Below are 15,072 nucleotides of genomic sequence, written 5' to 3'. Positions count from 1 at the left end.
CACACGACCGATTTCTGAAAACATTGCTTTCCGACCCAAAAAAGGCGGCAACCCTTCTGCGCGAGCGTTTGCCAAAGGAGATCGCTGACCTCCTGGGTTCAGAGTTGCCAGAGCTGGTGGATGGTTCCTTCATCGATGAACCTAAATCCGGCATTTGGGTTGGCAGCAATTTGGAGAAAATCTTGAGAAAATAGGGTGATGGATACGAAATTTCTTTCTCTTTCTGCTCACCTATCGGGTGAGTCCGATTGCCACCCCTTTCCGGATGTCGCCATCGATACATTCGGGGGTCGGGTCCATGTGGAATGGGATCCCCAGGCAGCCGTAACCCCTTTGGGATAGCTTCCCTTCTTCATCGAATTCTTGAAGACGGCGGAACTCTTCGAGCCTTGGGTGAGGGATAGTCCCTTGTCGTATAAGAGTCCCAATGCTCCCACTAAGACCGATGTACTTGGAACCCTGCTGCTGTCGATCCTGGCCGGACAGAGTCGCTATGCACATATCAAGCCCAAACGGCGTTATGGACATCCCAATCCTTTGAGAAACAAAGGGTCTTTAGCGCCGTTATGACACAGTACGCCTCGGATCTGCTTTGAGTGACCACTCCATCCATGTCAGCGACGATTTCCTTTCTCGACCGGCCTTCTGGGAGGGGGGCAACAATCCTTCCGCCTAGGTGTCGAGGAGAAACTTCATGCCCACTCATCCCGCAAGGATCTCTGCCAGGCAACGCCATCCACCCCAATGAAAGAAGGAACGGTGCCGGATCATTTCATAAGACTTTCAGCATCTCCAGAACTTGCTCGACGAGTTGCAATCCGGTCGAACATCAAAACCACATTATGGGTGCCTGGTTTAACCTGATCCGGCAACTTGACAGTGATCGTCCTTTCCCATGGTACCTTACATTGCACGGTGATGGTCAGCATGTCCTCCTCCTGTCTGCAAGAAGACCCTGATTTTGGATAATCGGATCAAAAACCATGCCGGCGAAGATTTCTTTTCCCGCGATGGCCAGAATCAGGACATTCCGGGTTTTGGCAGCAGAGAACTCCCAAATCGTTCACCAGACGTTCCTTGTCTGAACGTTGTATCTGGTTCAATTCCCATAAAATGGCCATGCAGGTCAAGGATGGGCACCACCAAAATTGTTTCCCGACCCCCTTGCAAACGAGGGAGCAGTGCATATCTGACAGGCTAAGGCGGCCATGCAGCCTTTCCGAGTCAAGACGAACAGTTCTCTCTACGCCATTGAAGGAGGTTTCCATGTCCACTCTCGTCAGCTATGATCCCTTCCACAACTTTCGTGCTTTGCAAAACGAAATCAACCGCATTTTCGATCGGAGCGGCGAGGAAGCCACGGGTCAGTGGAGCCGCTGGCCCATGCGGGTCGATATTCGTGAAGACGAGGACAAGATCATCATCAAGGCCGATCTTCCCGGCGTCGAGCAGAAGGATATTCAGGTTCACGTCGACAACGGTCACCTGACCATCTCCGGGGAGCGCAAATTCGAGGATGAGGCGAATCTGGAGCGCTATCATCGTGTGGAACGCGCCTTTGGCAGCTTCAGCCGTTCGTTCCAGCTGCCCAACACGACGGATTTCAATCATGTCGGTGCGTCCTTCAAAAATGGCGTTCTGGAGGTGACTCTTCCCAAGCGGGAGGACGCCAAACCGCGAGCCATTCAGGTTCAGGTCCAGTGATGCTTCTGTCTGGGTGATCTTCGGAAAAGTCCTCCCCGCACGGGGAACTTTTCCGGCAAATGGACCGATCCGGATTCCGGGTCGGTCCATGGTGTTTTCGGGCCAGGCTTTGCCGCCAGTGACGGGGAGCGATTGGTCAAGGCGCACCCCTGGCCGGCCCAGGGCCATCACTTCTGTTTTTTACTCTCCTGCCAAAGTTTTTCCAGCCGGTTCAGGGAGACTTCATGCACGGAGAGGTTTTCCCGGCCCAGTTTTTCCTCGATATAACGAAAGCGGTTTTGAAACTTCAGGGTGGAACGCCGCAGGGCTTTTTCCGGATTGACCTGAAGATGGCGGGCATAGTTGGCCAGGGTGAAGAGAACATCGCCCATCTCCTCTTCGATGTGGAGCGGGTCGCCACTCTGCCGGGCCTGTTCCAGCTCCTGCATCTCTTCGTGGACCTTCGCCAGGACCGGGGCCGGGTCGGGCCAGTCAAAGCCGATGCGGGCCATTTTTTGCTGGACCTTGTAAGCCAGATGCAGGGCGGGCAGCTTGCTGGAGAGTCCGTCAAAAACGGATGTCCGCTGATCGGGGTTGTTGGGTTTTTCCTGACGTTTGATGCTTTCCCAGTTGTTGCGCAAACCTTCCATGCCCTCCCGCGCCACTTGTTCAGCCACCTCCTTGCGTCGGGGACCGTACAGGTGGGGATGGCGCCGCCGCATCTTTTCCGTGACTCCATGGATCACCTCGGCCAGGGAGAAATGGCCTTGTTCCTGGGCGATTTGACTGTAGAGGAGCACATGGAAGAGCAGATCTCCCAGCTCTTGTCGCAGTTGACCAGGCTCTCCGCTTTCGACGGCTTCCAACACCTCGTAAGCCTCTTCGATGGTGTGTGGGGTGAGGGAGGCGTAGGTTTGCACCCGGTCCCAGGGGCACCCTTCCGGTGAACGGAGATGGGCCACCAGAGCGATCAGATCGAGCAGAACGCTCTCCGGCGATGGGGGTTTGGGTGGTTGCATGGGCTCTCCTCTTTGTGGTGGCAAGAGTCAAATTTTCCTCCCCTGGCAAAAACTGCCACCGTTTCGACGGCGCCCGCCAGGGGGCGGAGGGTGGAAATGGGATGGATACCAACGAAACCGGCAAGGTTGTCCCGGTGGCATGCGGGTTGCTTTGGCAATTGGGCAGGATTCCCATAGAAGGAGACGCCTCCATGGATAGTGGTCTTTACTCAGCGGTCAACGGGGCACGGCGCATTGGTTTGCGGCTGGAAGTGTTGTCCAACAACCTCGCCAACGTCAACACTACCGGTTTCAAGGGCGATCGGGCTTCGTTCGAATCGTACATGACCCAGCCGGGGCCGGAACAGCACCCCTTGCCCACGGACTCTTTCATGGGTTTGCGCGGTCCCGGAGACATTCCGTTTCCCTTCAGCAATCCGGCGGCCAACGCTTATCGCATGACCTATCCGATGGCTGTCAACACGACCACCGACATGACCCAGGGGAGCATGAAGGAGACGGGCAATCCGCTTGATATCGGCATCGAGGGCGAGGGCTTCTTCGTGTTGAATACCCCGGAAGGGAGACGGTATACCCGGGATGGCTCCTTTGCCATCAATGCCAATCGGGAACTGGTGAACAAGGAGGGGTTTCAGGTGTTGGGGGGCGGCGGATCCCCGATTGTCATCGAATCGGATGGACAGATATCCGTTGCCAAGGATGGTACCATGAACGATGCCAACGGTCCCATAGGCCAGTTGGAGCGTGTCAATATTCCCACCAACATGCTGACCAAGACCGGGAGGAATCTTTACTCGGCCCCCCAGGATCAAGAGGTTCCGATTGAAGAGGGGGCGGGGGGTGGTTTTCATCAAGGTTACCTGGAGGGTTCCAACATCGAGTCGATCAAGGAGATGACCCAGATGATCGATTCTCACCGGGCCTATGAGAGTTATGTCAAAATGATCCAGACTCTGGACTCCCTGGACGAGCAGGCCAACGTGCAGATTGGCAGATTGCGGTAGACAACCCCGGGGTATGATTGAGGAGAGATGAGAGATGATTCGCGCACTTTGGACTTCAGCCACGGGCATGCAGGCGCAGCAACTCAACATTGATGTGATCGCCAACAATCTGGCCAACGTCAACACCACGGGATTCAAGCACTCCCGGACCGAATTTCAGGATTTGCTCTATCAAAACATGCGTGCTGCCGGAAGCGAGACCTCCGGCGCCGGAACGAAGCTGCCGGTCGGCATTCAGTTGGGGCATGGCACGCGGGCTTCGGCGGTGAGCAAGGATTTCGGTCAGGGCAACCCGGTGCAGACCAGCGATGACCCCATGAACGTGGACATGATGGTCAACGGTCAGGGATTTTTCCAGATACAGATGCCCAATGGTGACATCGCCTATACCCGGGATGGGTCGTTCCATATCGATACCAATGGCAACATTGTGACGACCGATGGATACAATCTGGTCGGTGGCGCCATCGGTCTCAATCCGAACACCCATACGGGTATTGCCATCGAAGGGTCGGGCAGCATCGGGCTGGCAGACAACGGCACCCCGGGGTTTACCGCCGGTGTCGGGCAGATTCAGTTGGCCCGGTTTGTGAATCCGGCAGGTTTGACCTCGGTTGGCAACAATCTTTACAAGGCGAGCGAAGCTTCCGGAACGCCGGTGCTGGCCGATCCCACCCAGGACGGGATGGGTTCGATCAAGCAGCACTACAGGGAGAACTCCAACGTCAGCATGGTCACGGAGATGGTGGATATGATCTCGACGCAACGCGCCTACGAGGTCAACTCCAAAGGGATCCAGACTGCCAGTGACATGTTGAGCCTGGTTGCAAACCTGAAAAGGTAGTGGGTGATAAGGATACGGGTGGGCCTTGATGGGAAGCGCATGATGTCCAAATCCACTTGCAAATGGGGGATCCTGTTGTTGGCTCTGGGCCTGGTCTGGGGTGGGGATCTTCGCGCCCAACAGATTGAGCGTGGCGTTCTGGCGGGGTTGGTCGAAAATGCCTTGGCCGCTGAGTTGGCCCGGCAAGGGGAGGGTTTCTCTGCTTCCCGGGTTTATTGTCGGGGAGGCCTGGAAGTGGAGGGAAATGCCGGTTCCGGGGTGTTGGCGAAGGATGCCTCGGCGGGTTCGGTTCCTGAGGGGGGCGTCGCTGTGGAGGGTGGCCAGGAGGTCTTGTCGGTCAAGGTGGAGGTGCCGCAGTCTGGTTTGGAACCGGGTCGGCGCGAGTTTTCGGCCACCGTGCTGGAACATGGCGTCCCCAAGGGGCAGGTTCAGGTCACGGCCATCATTCGGCAGGAGAGAAGCCTCCTGGTGTTACGGCGTCCCATGCAACGTGGCGAGGTGGTGCGGGAGGATGATCTGGAAGAGAGGTCTTTGATCCTTACCCGCTCCATGCCGGGGGTCTTTGGCATCGAACAGATGAAGGAAGTCAGTGGCCAGATGGCCAGACGGGCGTTGCAACCGGGTGTTCCCCTGCAAATGGGCTGGTTTGAGTCTCCCATGGCTGTGGATCGTGGTGAACCGGTCAAGGTGCGTTTGCACCGAGGCGGTTTGAAGATCGAAACCTCCGGCGTGGCTCTGGCCAAGGGGCGGGTGGGCGAGTCCATCGAGGTTCAGAATCCGGACAGTCGGCGCCGGTTTCTGGCCCGGGTCGTTGGCCCGGGTCGTGTGGAGGTGATGGTGCCATGAGGCGTTTTCTTTTGTCCTTTGCCGTGTTTGTTTCCCCAGTGTTTCCCGGCTGCGAAACGGAGATGTGATATGCGCTCACGACAGGTCATACCGGTATTTTTGATGGGAGTGGCGCTGATCAACAGTGGGTGTGGTGGCATGACCCGCGCCGCACAGAGACCACCGGCCCCCATGGCCTATGTCAAGCCGTTGCCTCCAGAGACTTTGGACCCCAAGAAGGGGTCGATCTGGCAGACCTCCGACCGGAATACCTTGTTTCTGGATAGCAAGGCCCGAAATGTTGGCGATCTGGTCACCGTGCAGATCACGGAAGATGCCTCCGCCAAGAAGGATGCCAAGACCGACCTGAAGCGCAAGGGGGATGACACCGTCGATCTGGGTGGTTTGTTCGGCCTTACGTCGGCATTACAGAGTGGTGGATTGAGCAAGTTCAGGGATGCAGCCAAGATCAAGAGTGATCATACCTTCAGCGGCGAGGGCACGACTTCCCGGAGCGGCAACCTGAAGGCGACCATGTCTTGTGTGGTGACCGAGGTGTTGCCGAATGGCAATCTTCGGGTTGAGGGGCGGCGTGATATCACGGTCAACAATGAGAATCAGTTCATCATTTTATCCGGTGTCATCCGTCCGGAAGATATCAGTGGGGACAACGCCATTCTCTCGAACAAGATTGCCGATGCCCGGATTGAATATTCGGGTGATGGCGATGTCAATGACCAGCAGCAACAGAGTTGGATCCAAAAATTCATGTCATCCATCCGTATTTTCTAGGGTGGGGTTTTGCATGAGGGGCAAGGAGCGCCCAGGTGGGGTTTACGGCAAGGAATGCGCTGATGAAAAGACGTTTGCAGAGGATGATTGTCTGGACGACCGGGTTGGCATTGTTGCTATCCCTGGCCGGACCGGATGCCCATGCGGCCCGTTTGAAGGATGTGGTGAACATCGAAGGGGTGCGTGACAACCCGCTGACCGGTTTCGGTTTGGTGGTTGGTCTGAGCGGGACGGGGGATACCAGTGCCTCCTTCACCACCCAATCCATGCGGATGATGCTTGAGCGCATGGGTATCAGCGTCGAGCAGGGGGTGAAGGTCAAGAATGTCGGGGCGGTCATCGTGACGGCGACGTTGCCGCCGTTTGCCCGTCAGGGGAGCAGCATCGATGTGACTCTCTCTTCGTTGGGTGATGCCAAGAGCCTGCAAGGGGGGACTTTGGTCATGACCCCTCTCAAAGGGGCGGATGGCCGCATTTACGCTGTGGCCCAGGGAGCGGTCTCCGTGGGTGGCTTCGCCGCCCAGGGAGGAGGGCAGAATGTGCAGAAAAACCACCCGACCGTGGCGCGCATCTCCGGCGGAGCGATCGTCGAACGGGAGGTTGATTTCAGGTTGAATGGCGAGCATGCCTTGCAGTTGGCTTTGCGCAATCCGGACTTTACCACGGCCAACCGGGTGGTGGGGGCCATCAACAGCCAGATGGGAGATCCCCTGGCCCAGGCCCGTGATTCGGGAACCGTGGATGTCAAGATTCCTCCCACCTACATCAAGCGGGTGGTGGAGTTTGTCTCACGCCTGGAAAATCTTCAGGTCGAGCCTGATCAGATGGCCCGCATCGTGGTCAACGAACGCACGGGGACCATCGTCATGGGGGACAATGTGCGGGTCTCCACGGTGGCCCTCTCGCATGGCAATCTGAGCATACGTGTCACCGAGAGTCCCAACGTGAGCCAGCCAGCTCCCATGAGTGGCGGCAAGACGGTGGTGACGCCCCAAACCGACGTCAACGTCAAGGAGCAGGATGCCCGGTTGGTGGAGATGGAGCAGGGTGTGACTCTGGGGGATCTGGTCAAAGGTTTGAATAATGTTGGTGTCACGCCCCGTGATTTGATAGCTATTTTGCAGGCCATCAAGGCTGCTGGCGCCTTGCAGGCGGATCTGGAGATATTATGAGCGGCAACATTCCCGTACAGCTTCCCGACAATGCCTATACCAACTCTTTGCCTGCCGGCGAAAGAAAGCGTCTGAAAGAGGCTGTCGCTGACTTTGAGGCCATCTTTGTGCGGCAGATGCTCGGCGCCATGCGGCAGACCATCCCTGATCAGGGGGAAAATGCCCTGATCAAGAAGGGAAGTGGGGAAAAAGTTTTTCAAGAAATGCTCGATTCGGAGTATGCTGACAAAATCAGCCGCCGTTCCAATGGATTGGGGCTGAAAGAGATCCTTTACAAAAGTCTCACCGAAGAGAGGGTCAAATTGCCCAAGGCCCCTGGGGAATCCGGGGTTTCCAAGGATGCAGTAGCGCCGCCGGTTTCCGGTGGTGTGGGCATTTCCGGCCAGGTTGAAAAATTGAAGTCCAACGCCAACACAAACGCCTACGATGCTGCCATGGCGGCCAAGACGAAGTTGGTCAAGTAGTCGGTGATCCGCCGCTGCTGGCGCCGTGGGCGGCGGGACGAAGGGAGAGGGAGCTTCTCTAAATGAAGATCAAGGGGTTGAACACAGCCAAGCTGGAAAGGATTTCCGGTGGTCGTGTCGCGAAAGGCAAGGGACGGGGTCGCAGCTCTTCGGTGGGAGCCTCCCGTCGGGACGGTGTGGAGATTTCCGACGAGGCCCGTTTGAGCGGTATGGCTGGCGAGGCCATCAACGGGGCGCCGGACATTCGCGCCGAATTGGTGGAACCGATCAAGGAGGCGGTGGCGGCTGGGAGTTATAGCGTTTCCAGCTTGGAAGTCGCCGACCGGATCCTGAGGCAGGTGCTGAAGGAACGTAACCGATCCTTTTGACACGGAGGTTATGCATGAAACCCGACGTGGCGCCGCTGCGTGACGTGTTGGAGAGTCTTGTTCTGTATTTCGAGCAGTTGCACGCTTTGCTGCAAAAGGAACGGGAGCTGATCCGCAAGCGTGAAGCGGACAGGATCTATGCGCTTTCCGGAGAAATTGGCACGTTACTGGCTACGGTAAGGACGGTCGATGCGCAACGACAGGAGATCATCCAGGGGATGGCCCAGGCTTTGAACATCCCGGCAGAGGGGTTGGATCTGAGCACCCTGGATAGGGAGTTGGGCGGCCAGTCCAATTTGTTGCCCCTGCGGGATCGATTGCGTGAGGCCATTTATGTAGCCGATCAGACCAACAAGGAAAACCAGGCAGCCTTCAAGGGGGTCTTGAATGCCATGGAAGCCATCCTGAAGGCGATGGGAGAGGGAAACCGGGCGATTTTTTACAATCGCATCGGTGGCCGGCAGACGACGGGGAGTTTTCACAGCCGTTTTTCCAAGCAACTTTGAGATTAAAAACAGGAACCCTCCGCCAAGGGGTTCCGAACCAGGGTTTATACCGGTTCCCCGCCTGTCTGATTCTCGTGGCCGGAACCTCCAGACACAGAAACGTTGGGAGTAACAGGAAATGCTTATCTTGACACGGAGAGTCGGAGAGAGTCTCAACATCGGCGACGAGATCAAAATCACCCTCCTGGGAATCAAGGGTAACCAGGTGCGCATCGGCATCGACGCTCCCCGGCATGTCGAGGTGCATCGTGAAGAGATCTATGACAAGATCAAACGCGAAACCCGCAAAGCCAATCGGAAGATGTCCGACGAGGTTTTGGAGCAGGCGTCGAGGATCTTGTCGCAGAAATAGCCAGGCCCGTCTGTTCCGTTCCGTAAAGACGGGTTGAAAACAAGGATGTAGACCCAGGGGGGAAAGGTTGCGCCCTTTCCCCCCTGGTGGTGTTTTGGGTGAGCTGGCATGGCCTTGTTATGGTTTTTCGTTGTTCTTGTGGACTCCGGGGGATTGCTTGGGGGTAGTGTCCTGGCTTGGCATATGTATTTGGGCCACGGCAGGACCAAGACCATCTGCCTTTCCAAATCAGTTCACATGCACGACATCGCGATCGGTCTTTTTGTCAACCGATTCAAGTATAGTGGGCAGGGCAATCGCATTTAAAATGGCATGCTGCTGACCCAATTTTTTAAAACCTGCCATGCGTCTGCCTTCCGGCGCAAAAAGACGCGCCAGAAGGCAGACCAAGGCCCGCCCCCCGGGTCTTTTTTGCAAACAGCGCAAAAAAGGCCTGGGAGAAGGGGGGGCGTACAAAAACAAAACGGGGCGCTGCCCCGAACCCCGCCAGGGCGCTGCCCTGGACCCGCCAGGGAGCCAGCCCCCTGGAACCCGAGTCCTTTCAGTGTGTTTCAAATGCGATTGCCCTGGTATAGTGGGGTTGTGTGACCGCGATCAACCAAGAAGGGACGCTGCCGTTTTATTGGGGGGCATGGCTGAAACGATGATCATGGATGGCGACTTCGTCAGGCCGTCTTCGCCGCCGTGACAAGCAGGGAACACACCTCCGCGAGGGCTTCGTTCAGGTTGTTGTGGTGGGTCTTGTGGACCTCCACGCCCGCATCCGAAAGCACGTAGGAAAGTCCTTTTCCTTCCAGATCTTGCCGGGTCAATACAAGATCCACATGGCTCTTGACCAGCCAGCGGCCAAGTTGGATCCCCTTGCCATGCTCCATCTCCAGAAAGGGGTTGGGGTGAATGCTGATGGAATCAACCTTGCCGGCGGTTCGGTCCATGACGGCGAGTTGAAAGGAGGCGGCATGGCAGAAGCAGTCCGCCACCAGATCACCCTCACTGGTGATGGGAATGGCGCAAATTTGCTGATTGGCCACGGTCGGTAATGTGTGGAGCATGACCCGTTCAACATGGGGCACCGCTTGACGAATGCCGTTTTCCATTCGGTCGTAGGCCTTCGCCGCCTTGTCAAGATCGTGGGTACGCAGGGTGATCTGCGCTTCGATGAAACGATAACGACCCGCGTTGCGCCCGATCACCGATTTGACCTGAACTGTCAGGGGGTCTTCCGACAAAATAGTGCGGACTTTGTGCAAGGTCTCTCCATCCAGGCTGGCATCCAGCAAGGCCCGCATGGCATCCCGCGACAGCTCCCAGCTGGTTTGGAGAATGAACAATACCACGAACAACCCCGCCCACCGATCCAACTGCCAACCCATCGCCTGTCCCGCCAACCCCAGCAACACCGCTCCCGAGGTCAAGGCATGCATTCTGAACTCCTGGCCAATCGCCATCAGGCTTGGGGAATTTCCCCTCTGGCCAACGCGGACGGTATAAAGACCGAAAAATACAGGGATAATCAAGGTGAGGAGTACGCCAAGCATGAGGGACAGACTGATTTCCACCGGGGCAGGAGGGGCAAAGACCGCCTCCTTGATGATCTCGTAGCCAGCCAGCAAAATAAGCAGGGCGATGAGCAGGGCAACAATATTTTCCACCTTATAAAGTCCGTAGGGGAAAGCGGAATTTTTCTTGCGCGACAAGCGAAGACCGACCACCACACCCACGGAACCCAACATATCCACCAGGTTATGCACCGCCTCGGCGCCAACGGCGATGCTTCCCGACAACAATCCAAGAACCGTATTGAGCGCGATGAGCAGAATGTTGACGCCAACCGCCATCCAGGCGATGCGCTCCAGGAACTCGTCGGAGGGTGTGTTCGTAGCGGGAGACAAAGTGATATGGGACATGAGTCGAGCCTCGTAAGCCCGTAGCACAAGAATCAGATGACCAACCCATCACGCATTGCGGCGATCCAATGATACCTGACCTCTTTCAGGTGTTGTGGCTACACCCAGGCTGTTTGTCTGTCGGTAGACCCTGGCGATCTCCGGGATTGTCGATCTGCTGCAACTCCTGCCACATTCCCCGCATATTCCTGGGTGGCAAGTAGCGCTTGACCCAGCGGTCAAGGCTGTTGGCGGCTGCTTCGTCGGGTATGGGAGGAAGATCATGGATCATGGCAAGAACCCAACCCTCCAGATTGATTTGGTAGTTCTGGGTGCGAAGCTTGATCCACTCAAGGATTTGGTGATAATTGCCTTGATTGACCGTATGGTTCCCTTCCTGAAACATGTTTGCCACTCCCACCTGTATCCCGACTGAGCGTACACCTCGCATGTTCCACGATGCGTGCCGGATTTCAGGATCGCTGAAATATATTTTATTAATATAATGTAATCAATATATTGAATAATATTTGGTCGTCTCGCATGCCAGTTTGTTTGTTTGGGATATGGACAAATTTGTCTGTATGGTTCACGATTGTCCGCCAAAATATCGTTGCCTGGGAGCTGCAATGTCTGCACAACCTGCCTCCGAACATCTGGAAAGCCTCAATCAACTCACCGATCCGGCCACCCTGCTCAGTGCCGATTATCGGATTCTCGCCACCAACCCACCCTATCTGGCCACCTTTCATCAAGGCCGGGAGGTGGCCGGGAGCACGTGTTATCAATCATCCCACGGCTATGATCGTCCGTGCGACGAGGTTGGGGAGCACTGCCCTTTGCAAAAGTGCATCAAAACCGGGAGGGGCGCCCACCAACTCCATATTCACACGTTTCCCACTGGTCGAGAGTATGTAAACGTGGAGATCGTTCCTGTCCGGGACAATCGTGGTGAGACGCTTTTCTTTCGGGAGGTTTTTCGGCAAACATTGATCGCCAGCGCAAAACCGAATGGACATGGTCTCGTGGGGGTGAGCAAGTCGTTCATTCGCATGTTGGATGAGGTCCACAAGGTTGCTTTTGCGTCGGTTCCGGTTCTATTGCTGGGGGAATCCGGAACAGGCAAAGAGTTGATTGCCCGAGCGATTCACGATGCCAGCGACCGTTGCAGCCGGCCCTTTGTGCCAGTGGAGTGCAGTGGGTTTTCGGAGAAGTTGTTTGAAAGCGAACTGTTTGGTCACCGCAAAGGATCCTTCACCGGGGCCCTGGTCGACAAGGATGGCCTGGTGGAGGTTGTGGCCGGAGGTACCCTGTTTCTGGACGAAATTGGCGATGTTCCCCTTGCGTTGCAGATCAAGTTGCTGCGCTTGCTGGAGTCCCATACGTACCGGAAGGTGGGCGACACCATCACCCGGGAGGCCAAGTTCCGACTGGTCTGTGCCACCAACCGTGATCTTGACCTGATGATGAAGGCGGGCGAGTTCAGGCGGGATCTTTACTATCGAATCAGCACTTTTCCCATCCACCTTCCCCCTCTGCGGTCGCGGCGGGAGGATATCGATCTGCTGGCCCATTCGATCTTGTTGCGCATCTCTCCCGATCAGGAAATCACCTTGACCCAAGGGGCGTCGGAGTTGCTGTTGCGCTACGATTTTCCTGGCAACATCCGCGAATTGGTGAACCTTCTGGAACGGGCCAGGATTCTCTCGGAAAGCGACAAGTTGGCCCCCTCTCACTTTCCCAGCCTGGCCCTGTATCCCACGCTCAATGCCGAGGTGGCCTCCGAGCAGGGGCAATCACTTTGGCCACCGGAAGGGGAAATCATCCCACTGAAAAAATTGGAACAACGTTACCTGCGCTATCTGCTTGATACCTACCCCGGTCCCCAGACCCAACTCGCTGCCCAGTTGGGGGTCAGCACCCGTACCCTGACACGCAAGATTGGCCTGATCCATCGGGAAAAAAACCATATAATCGAAGAATCGTAACCGTTCATCGCCCGGTAACGAATCAGGGTCAAGGGGGCTGGTTCCCTGGCCTTGTCCAGGGCAGCGCCCTGGTGGGGTTCGGGGCGAAGCCCTGACAAAGGCTTTCATATCCAAGCTTTTCTTGCAAGGGCGATGACATGGTTACCTTTCCAAGCTTTTCTTGCAAGGGCGATGACATGGTTACCTTTCCAAGCTTTTCTTGCAAGGGCGATGACATGCTTACCTTGGCAAAGGGCGCTGATATGGTTACTTTGGCATTTGTTACAACGAACCAACGACGGCCCACTTTACCAGAATCCAGTCCCAATTCGCCAGATTCTCAATCGATGCGGATGTTTGAAGGCCCCATCTCGGCATGGCATGTTTTGGCCGCCATGTAAATATTTTATGGTCATTTTTGTCTACGCCCATTCACTTTTACCACCAACCTGTTCTTCGAGACTGAGTGCAATACATTGAAATGAAAAAGATAAGTTTTTTATATGCAAGAAGATAGAGTAGGCACGAAAAATGTAATAACAAGATGCACAGACGACATGAATGCCATGGAATCTACAGGTTCGGTGAGCGAGGCGATCAAGGCAGGTGGCCATGAATCACCATGGTAATTGGTTGTCCGGTACTGGATCATATTTTGCCCCTTTTTTCTGGCAGATCCTGTCGCCTGGATTCGAACGAAGCATGGAAGGTGCAGTCTGAACTGTAAAGGAGATTCATCATGTCCAATAAATCGAAGTTTGGTTCAAAAACGAATGCGTGCAACCGCGACATCTGCCCAAACGGCCTGGATGGGGCCGACAGGTCTCGTGATTTTTCATCTGGTTCCATGAAACAAAAAAACGAACCCGGCAAGAATAGGGGGGCTGGTGTAACTACGGGAATCCGCAATAAGTAGCGGCTTTTGGGGTCAAGATGGATCCCGGAACAAGGAGTGCCAGCTTGAAAAGTGGCGGGTGATCGCTTCCGGGAAGTGGAAAGGATTTCTCAATGATTCAATTGCTCTTGCCTCTGTTGATAAGCGGCCTGGGAGGTGCGGTGGAAGGTCTTTTATTCTATGACCTGATGAACCCTCCTGTCAGACAAACCAGAAAAACGAGTCCGGATTTGTGCGGCGGTCCAGTTGTTTCCGGCGCGAAGACAGATCAAATGGACATTTTCAAGGAGACGATTCTTGAAGAAAACAGCGTGGTTTTAGCCCGGGAAGACGTTCCTCTGGACAATCGCTTCGGTCTGGAACGGGTGGTCAGCGATCACATATTCACACAAACCGCCCAGACCAGCGTCTCTTTTGCCAGAAACAGGAGCTTGGAGGGCTCTGTGCAGGGCAAGCTGTTCACCCTTGCCGAGACCAGGATCCGGGCTGACCTCTCGCGGGAACTGGGGTGTCGTATTGGTCAGGAGATCACCCGGGAGATTCGTCTTCGTCTGACGGCTCCCCCCCAGGTTTTTGCTCACTATCATGTGCTTTGGAAACAGGATACCCGGCGTGGCATCTACGATGTCGTTATGGGAAGGAAGCGGATCCAGATCCCCTATCTGGTCACTTACGGGCTTTCCCACAGCGTGGAGAGCATTCAGGAGGAGGTGTCGGCGGAGAAGCTTTCTTCGGCAGGGGTATAGGAAACAATTCTGTGCGAGCTTGGACAGGAAAGCCTTTGTCGGGGCTTTGCCCCGAACTTCACCAGGAGAAGGGGCGCAGCCCCTCCTCTGGTAACGCATCTGGAGGTGTGTCATGACGGCGCATGCAATGCATTCACCTGAATTTTTCTCCCATTTTCACCTTCCTGAACATGTCGTGCTCTCGGAGATGTTGGAAACCTGGTTGACCGGGTTGCAACGGGCTTTTCTTATGGTGGAGACGGTGTTGGTGATGTGGTTTTTCCTGGCTGCGGTCCCGCTAAGTTTGGGAATGGTTGGCGATGCCCTGGTAGGTGTGGGCCCAACCCTGCAGAGCCTGGTGGGGTCTGGAGCGGAGCATTGACCCATGCTTCCATGTCAAAACCTTTATCAAAAAGGTGTTGAAGGAGATATCGCCATGTTGATCAGTGACAGCAAAATCCCGTCGTTTGAGCCTAGTGGCTCAACCGTGTTGATTTGATGTGCAGGAAAGCCATGAATCGGGGTCCAGCAACTGTCTTGACTGTCAAGCAGTTTCTGCCAGGGGGGGTG

General features: G+C 55.7%; 19 protein-coding genes and 1 pseudogene. 15 read left to right on the top strand and 5 right to left on the bottom strand.

The window, feature by feature from the left end; genetic code table 11:
- Positions 1-137, top strand: a pseudogene (locus tag HQL63_13780) (Rpn family recombination-promoting nuclease/putative transposase).
- A 630-nt stretch (positions 138-767) separates the two neighbouring features.
- Here HQL63_13780 and HQL63_13775 read toward each other — a convergent pair.
- Positions 768-929 (bottom strand): hypothetical protein, encoded by a 162-nt coding sequence (locus HQL63_13775; protein MBF0177898.1) that lies wholly within the window; start codon positions 927-929, stop codon positions 768-770.
- 337 nt (positions 930-1,266) lie between these two features.
- Here HQL63_13775 and HQL63_13770 point away from each other — a divergent pair, with 337 nt between their 5' ends.
- On the top strand, positions 1,267-1,704 hold the full coding sequence (locus HQL63_13770) for an Hsp20/alpha crystallin family protein (protein ID MBF0177897.1): 438 nt from the start codon (positions 1,267-1,269) through the stop codon (positions 1,702-1,704).
- A 167-nt stretch (positions 1,705-1,871) separates the two neighbouring features.
- On the opposite strand, the gene mazG is transcribed toward HQL63_13770, so the two are convergent.
- Positions 1,872-2,702, bottom strand: a complete 831-nt coding sequence (mazG, locus tag HQL63_13765) for a nucleoside triphosphate pyrophosphohydrolase (protein MBF0177896.1) — start codon at positions 2,700-2,702, stop codon at positions 1,872-1,874.
- Positions 2,703-2,803: 101 nt separating this feature from the next.
- Here mazG and flgF point away from each other — a divergent pair, with 101 nt between their 5' ends.
- The 9 genes from flgF to csrA all read left to right on the top strand — a co-directional run bounded on the left by flgF (position 2,804) and on the right by csrA (position 9,029).
- Complete coding sequence (gene flgF, locus HQL63_13760; protein ID MBF0177895.1) at positions 2,804-3,706, top strand: flagellar basal-body rod protein FlgF; 903 nt, start codon at positions 2,804-2,806, stop codon at positions 3,704-3,706.
- Positions 3,707-3,740: 34 nt separating this feature from the next.
- Positions 3,741-4,550, top strand: coding sequence for a flagellar basal-body rod protein FlgG (gene flgG, locus HQL63_13755; GenBank protein ID MBF0177894.1), 810 nt, complete (start codon positions 3,741-3,743; stop codon positions 4,548-4,550).
- A gap of 42 nt (positions 4,551-4,592) precedes the next feature.
- Positions 4,593-5,396, top strand: coding sequence for a flagellar basal body P-ring formation protein FlgA (gene flgA / locus HQL63_13750; protein MBF0177893.1), 804 nt, complete (start codon positions 4,593-4,595; stop codon positions 5,394-5,396).
- Between the two features lie 69 nt (positions 5,397-5,465).
- The gene (locus HQL63_13745; protein MBF0177892.1) at positions 5,466-6,167 is read left to right on the top strand and encodes a flagellar basal body L-ring protein FlgH; all 702 of its coding nucleotides are present in this window, start codon (positions 5,466-5,468) and stop codon (positions 6,165-6,167) included.
- A gap of 62 nt (positions 6,168-6,229) precedes the next feature.
- On the top strand, positions 6,230-7,339 hold the full coding sequence (locus tag HQL63_13740) for a flagellar basal body P-ring protein FlgI (protein MBF0177891.1): 1,110 nt from the start codon (positions 6,230-6,232) through the stop codon (positions 7,337-7,339).
- Positions 7,336-7,803 carry a rod-binding protein gene (locus HQL63_13735; GenBank protein MBF0177890.1) on the top strand — a complete coding sequence of 156 codons (468 nt, stop codon included), beginning with the start codon at positions 7,336-7,338 and terminating at the stop codon, positions 7,801-7,803. The genes HQL63_13740 and HQL63_13735 overlap by 4 nt, the downstream gene beginning before the upstream one ends.
- A 62-nt stretch (positions 7,804-7,865) precedes the next feature.
- On the top strand, positions 7,866-8,171 hold the full coding sequence (gene flgM / locus HQL63_13730) for a flagellar biosynthesis anti-sigma factor FlgM (protein MBF0177889.1): 306 nt from the start codon (positions 7,866-7,868) through the stop codon (positions 8,169-8,171).
- A gap of 14 nt (positions 8,172-8,185) precedes the next feature.
- Entirely contained in the window at positions 8,186-8,677 is a 492-nt protein-coding gene (gene flgN / locus HQL63_13725) for a flagellar export chaperone FlgN (protein ID MBF0177888.1), read from the top strand.
- Between the two features lie 118 nt (positions 8,678-8,795).
- Complete coding sequence (gene csrA / locus HQL63_13720; protein ID MBF0177887.1) at positions 8,796-9,029, top strand: carbon storage regulator CsrA; 234 nt, start codon at positions 8,796-8,798, stop codon at positions 9,027-9,029.
- Between the two features lie 228 nt (positions 9,030-9,257).
- On the opposite strand, the gene HQL63_13715 is transcribed toward csrA, so the two are convergent.
- The 3 genes from HQL63_13715 to HQL63_13705 all read right to left on the bottom strand — a co-directional run bounded on the left by HQL63_13715 (position 9,258) and on the right by HQL63_13705 (position 11,321).
- On the bottom strand, positions 9,258-9,419 hold the full coding sequence (locus tag HQL63_13715) for a hypothetical protein (GenBank protein ID MBF0177886.1): 162 nt from the start codon (positions 9,417-9,419) through the stop codon (positions 9,258-9,260).
- 275 nt (positions 9,420-9,694) lie between these two features.
- On the bottom strand, positions 9,695-10,936 hold the full coding sequence (locus HQL63_13710) for a cation diffusion facilitator family transporter (GenBank protein MBF0177885.1): 1,242 nt from the start codon (positions 10,934-10,936) through the stop codon (positions 9,695-9,697).
- Positions 10,937-11,021: 85 nt separating this feature from the next.
- The gene (locus tag HQL63_13705) at positions 11,022-11,321 is read right to left on the bottom strand and encodes a hypothetical protein (protein ID MBF0177884.1); all 300 of its coding nucleotides are present in this window, start codon (positions 11,319-11,321) and stop codon (positions 11,022-11,024) included.
- Positions 11,322-11,544: 223 nt separating this feature from the next.
- On the opposite strand from HQL63_13705, the gene HQL63_13700 reads away from it, so the two are divergent.
- The 4 genes from HQL63_13700 (at position 11,545) to HQL63_13685 (ending at position 14,884) form a co-directional block, all read left to right on the top strand.
- Positions 11,545-12,903: a sigma 54-interacting transcriptional regulator gene (locus tag HQL63_13700; GenBank protein ID MBF0177883.1), complete on the top strand. Its 1,359-nt coding sequence runs from the start codon at positions 11,545-11,547 to the stop codon at positions 12,901-12,903.
- A 718-nt stretch (positions 12,904-13,621) separates the two neighbouring features.
- Positions 13,622-13,798: a hypothetical protein gene (locus HQL63_13695; protein MBF0177882.1), complete on the top strand. Its 177-nt coding sequence runs from the start codon at positions 13,622-13,624 to the stop codon at positions 13,796-13,798.
- Positions 13,799-13,890: 92 nt separating this feature from the next.
- Positions 13,891-14,523 carry a hypothetical protein gene (locus tag HQL63_13690; protein ID MBF0177881.1) on the top strand — a complete coding sequence of 211 codons (633 nt, stop codon included), beginning with the start codon at positions 13,891-13,893 and terminating at the stop codon, positions 14,521-14,523.
- A gap of 112 nt (positions 14,524-14,635) precedes the next feature.
- The gene (locus tag HQL63_13685) at positions 14,636-14,884 is read left to right on the top strand and encodes a hypothetical protein (protein ID MBF0177880.1); all 249 of its coding nucleotides are present in this window, start codon (positions 14,636-14,638) and stop codon (positions 14,882-14,884) included.
- Positions 14,885-15,072 lie beyond the last annotated feature (188 nt).

Source organism: Magnetococcales bacterium, assembly GCA_015231175.1.
Taxonomy (GTDB): domain Bacteria; phylum Pseudomonadota; class Magnetococcia; order Magnetococcales; family DC0425bin3; genus HA3dbin3.
Note: the sequence above shows the minus strand (reverse complement) of the source record. Positions and strands in the feature narration are given on the sequence as shown.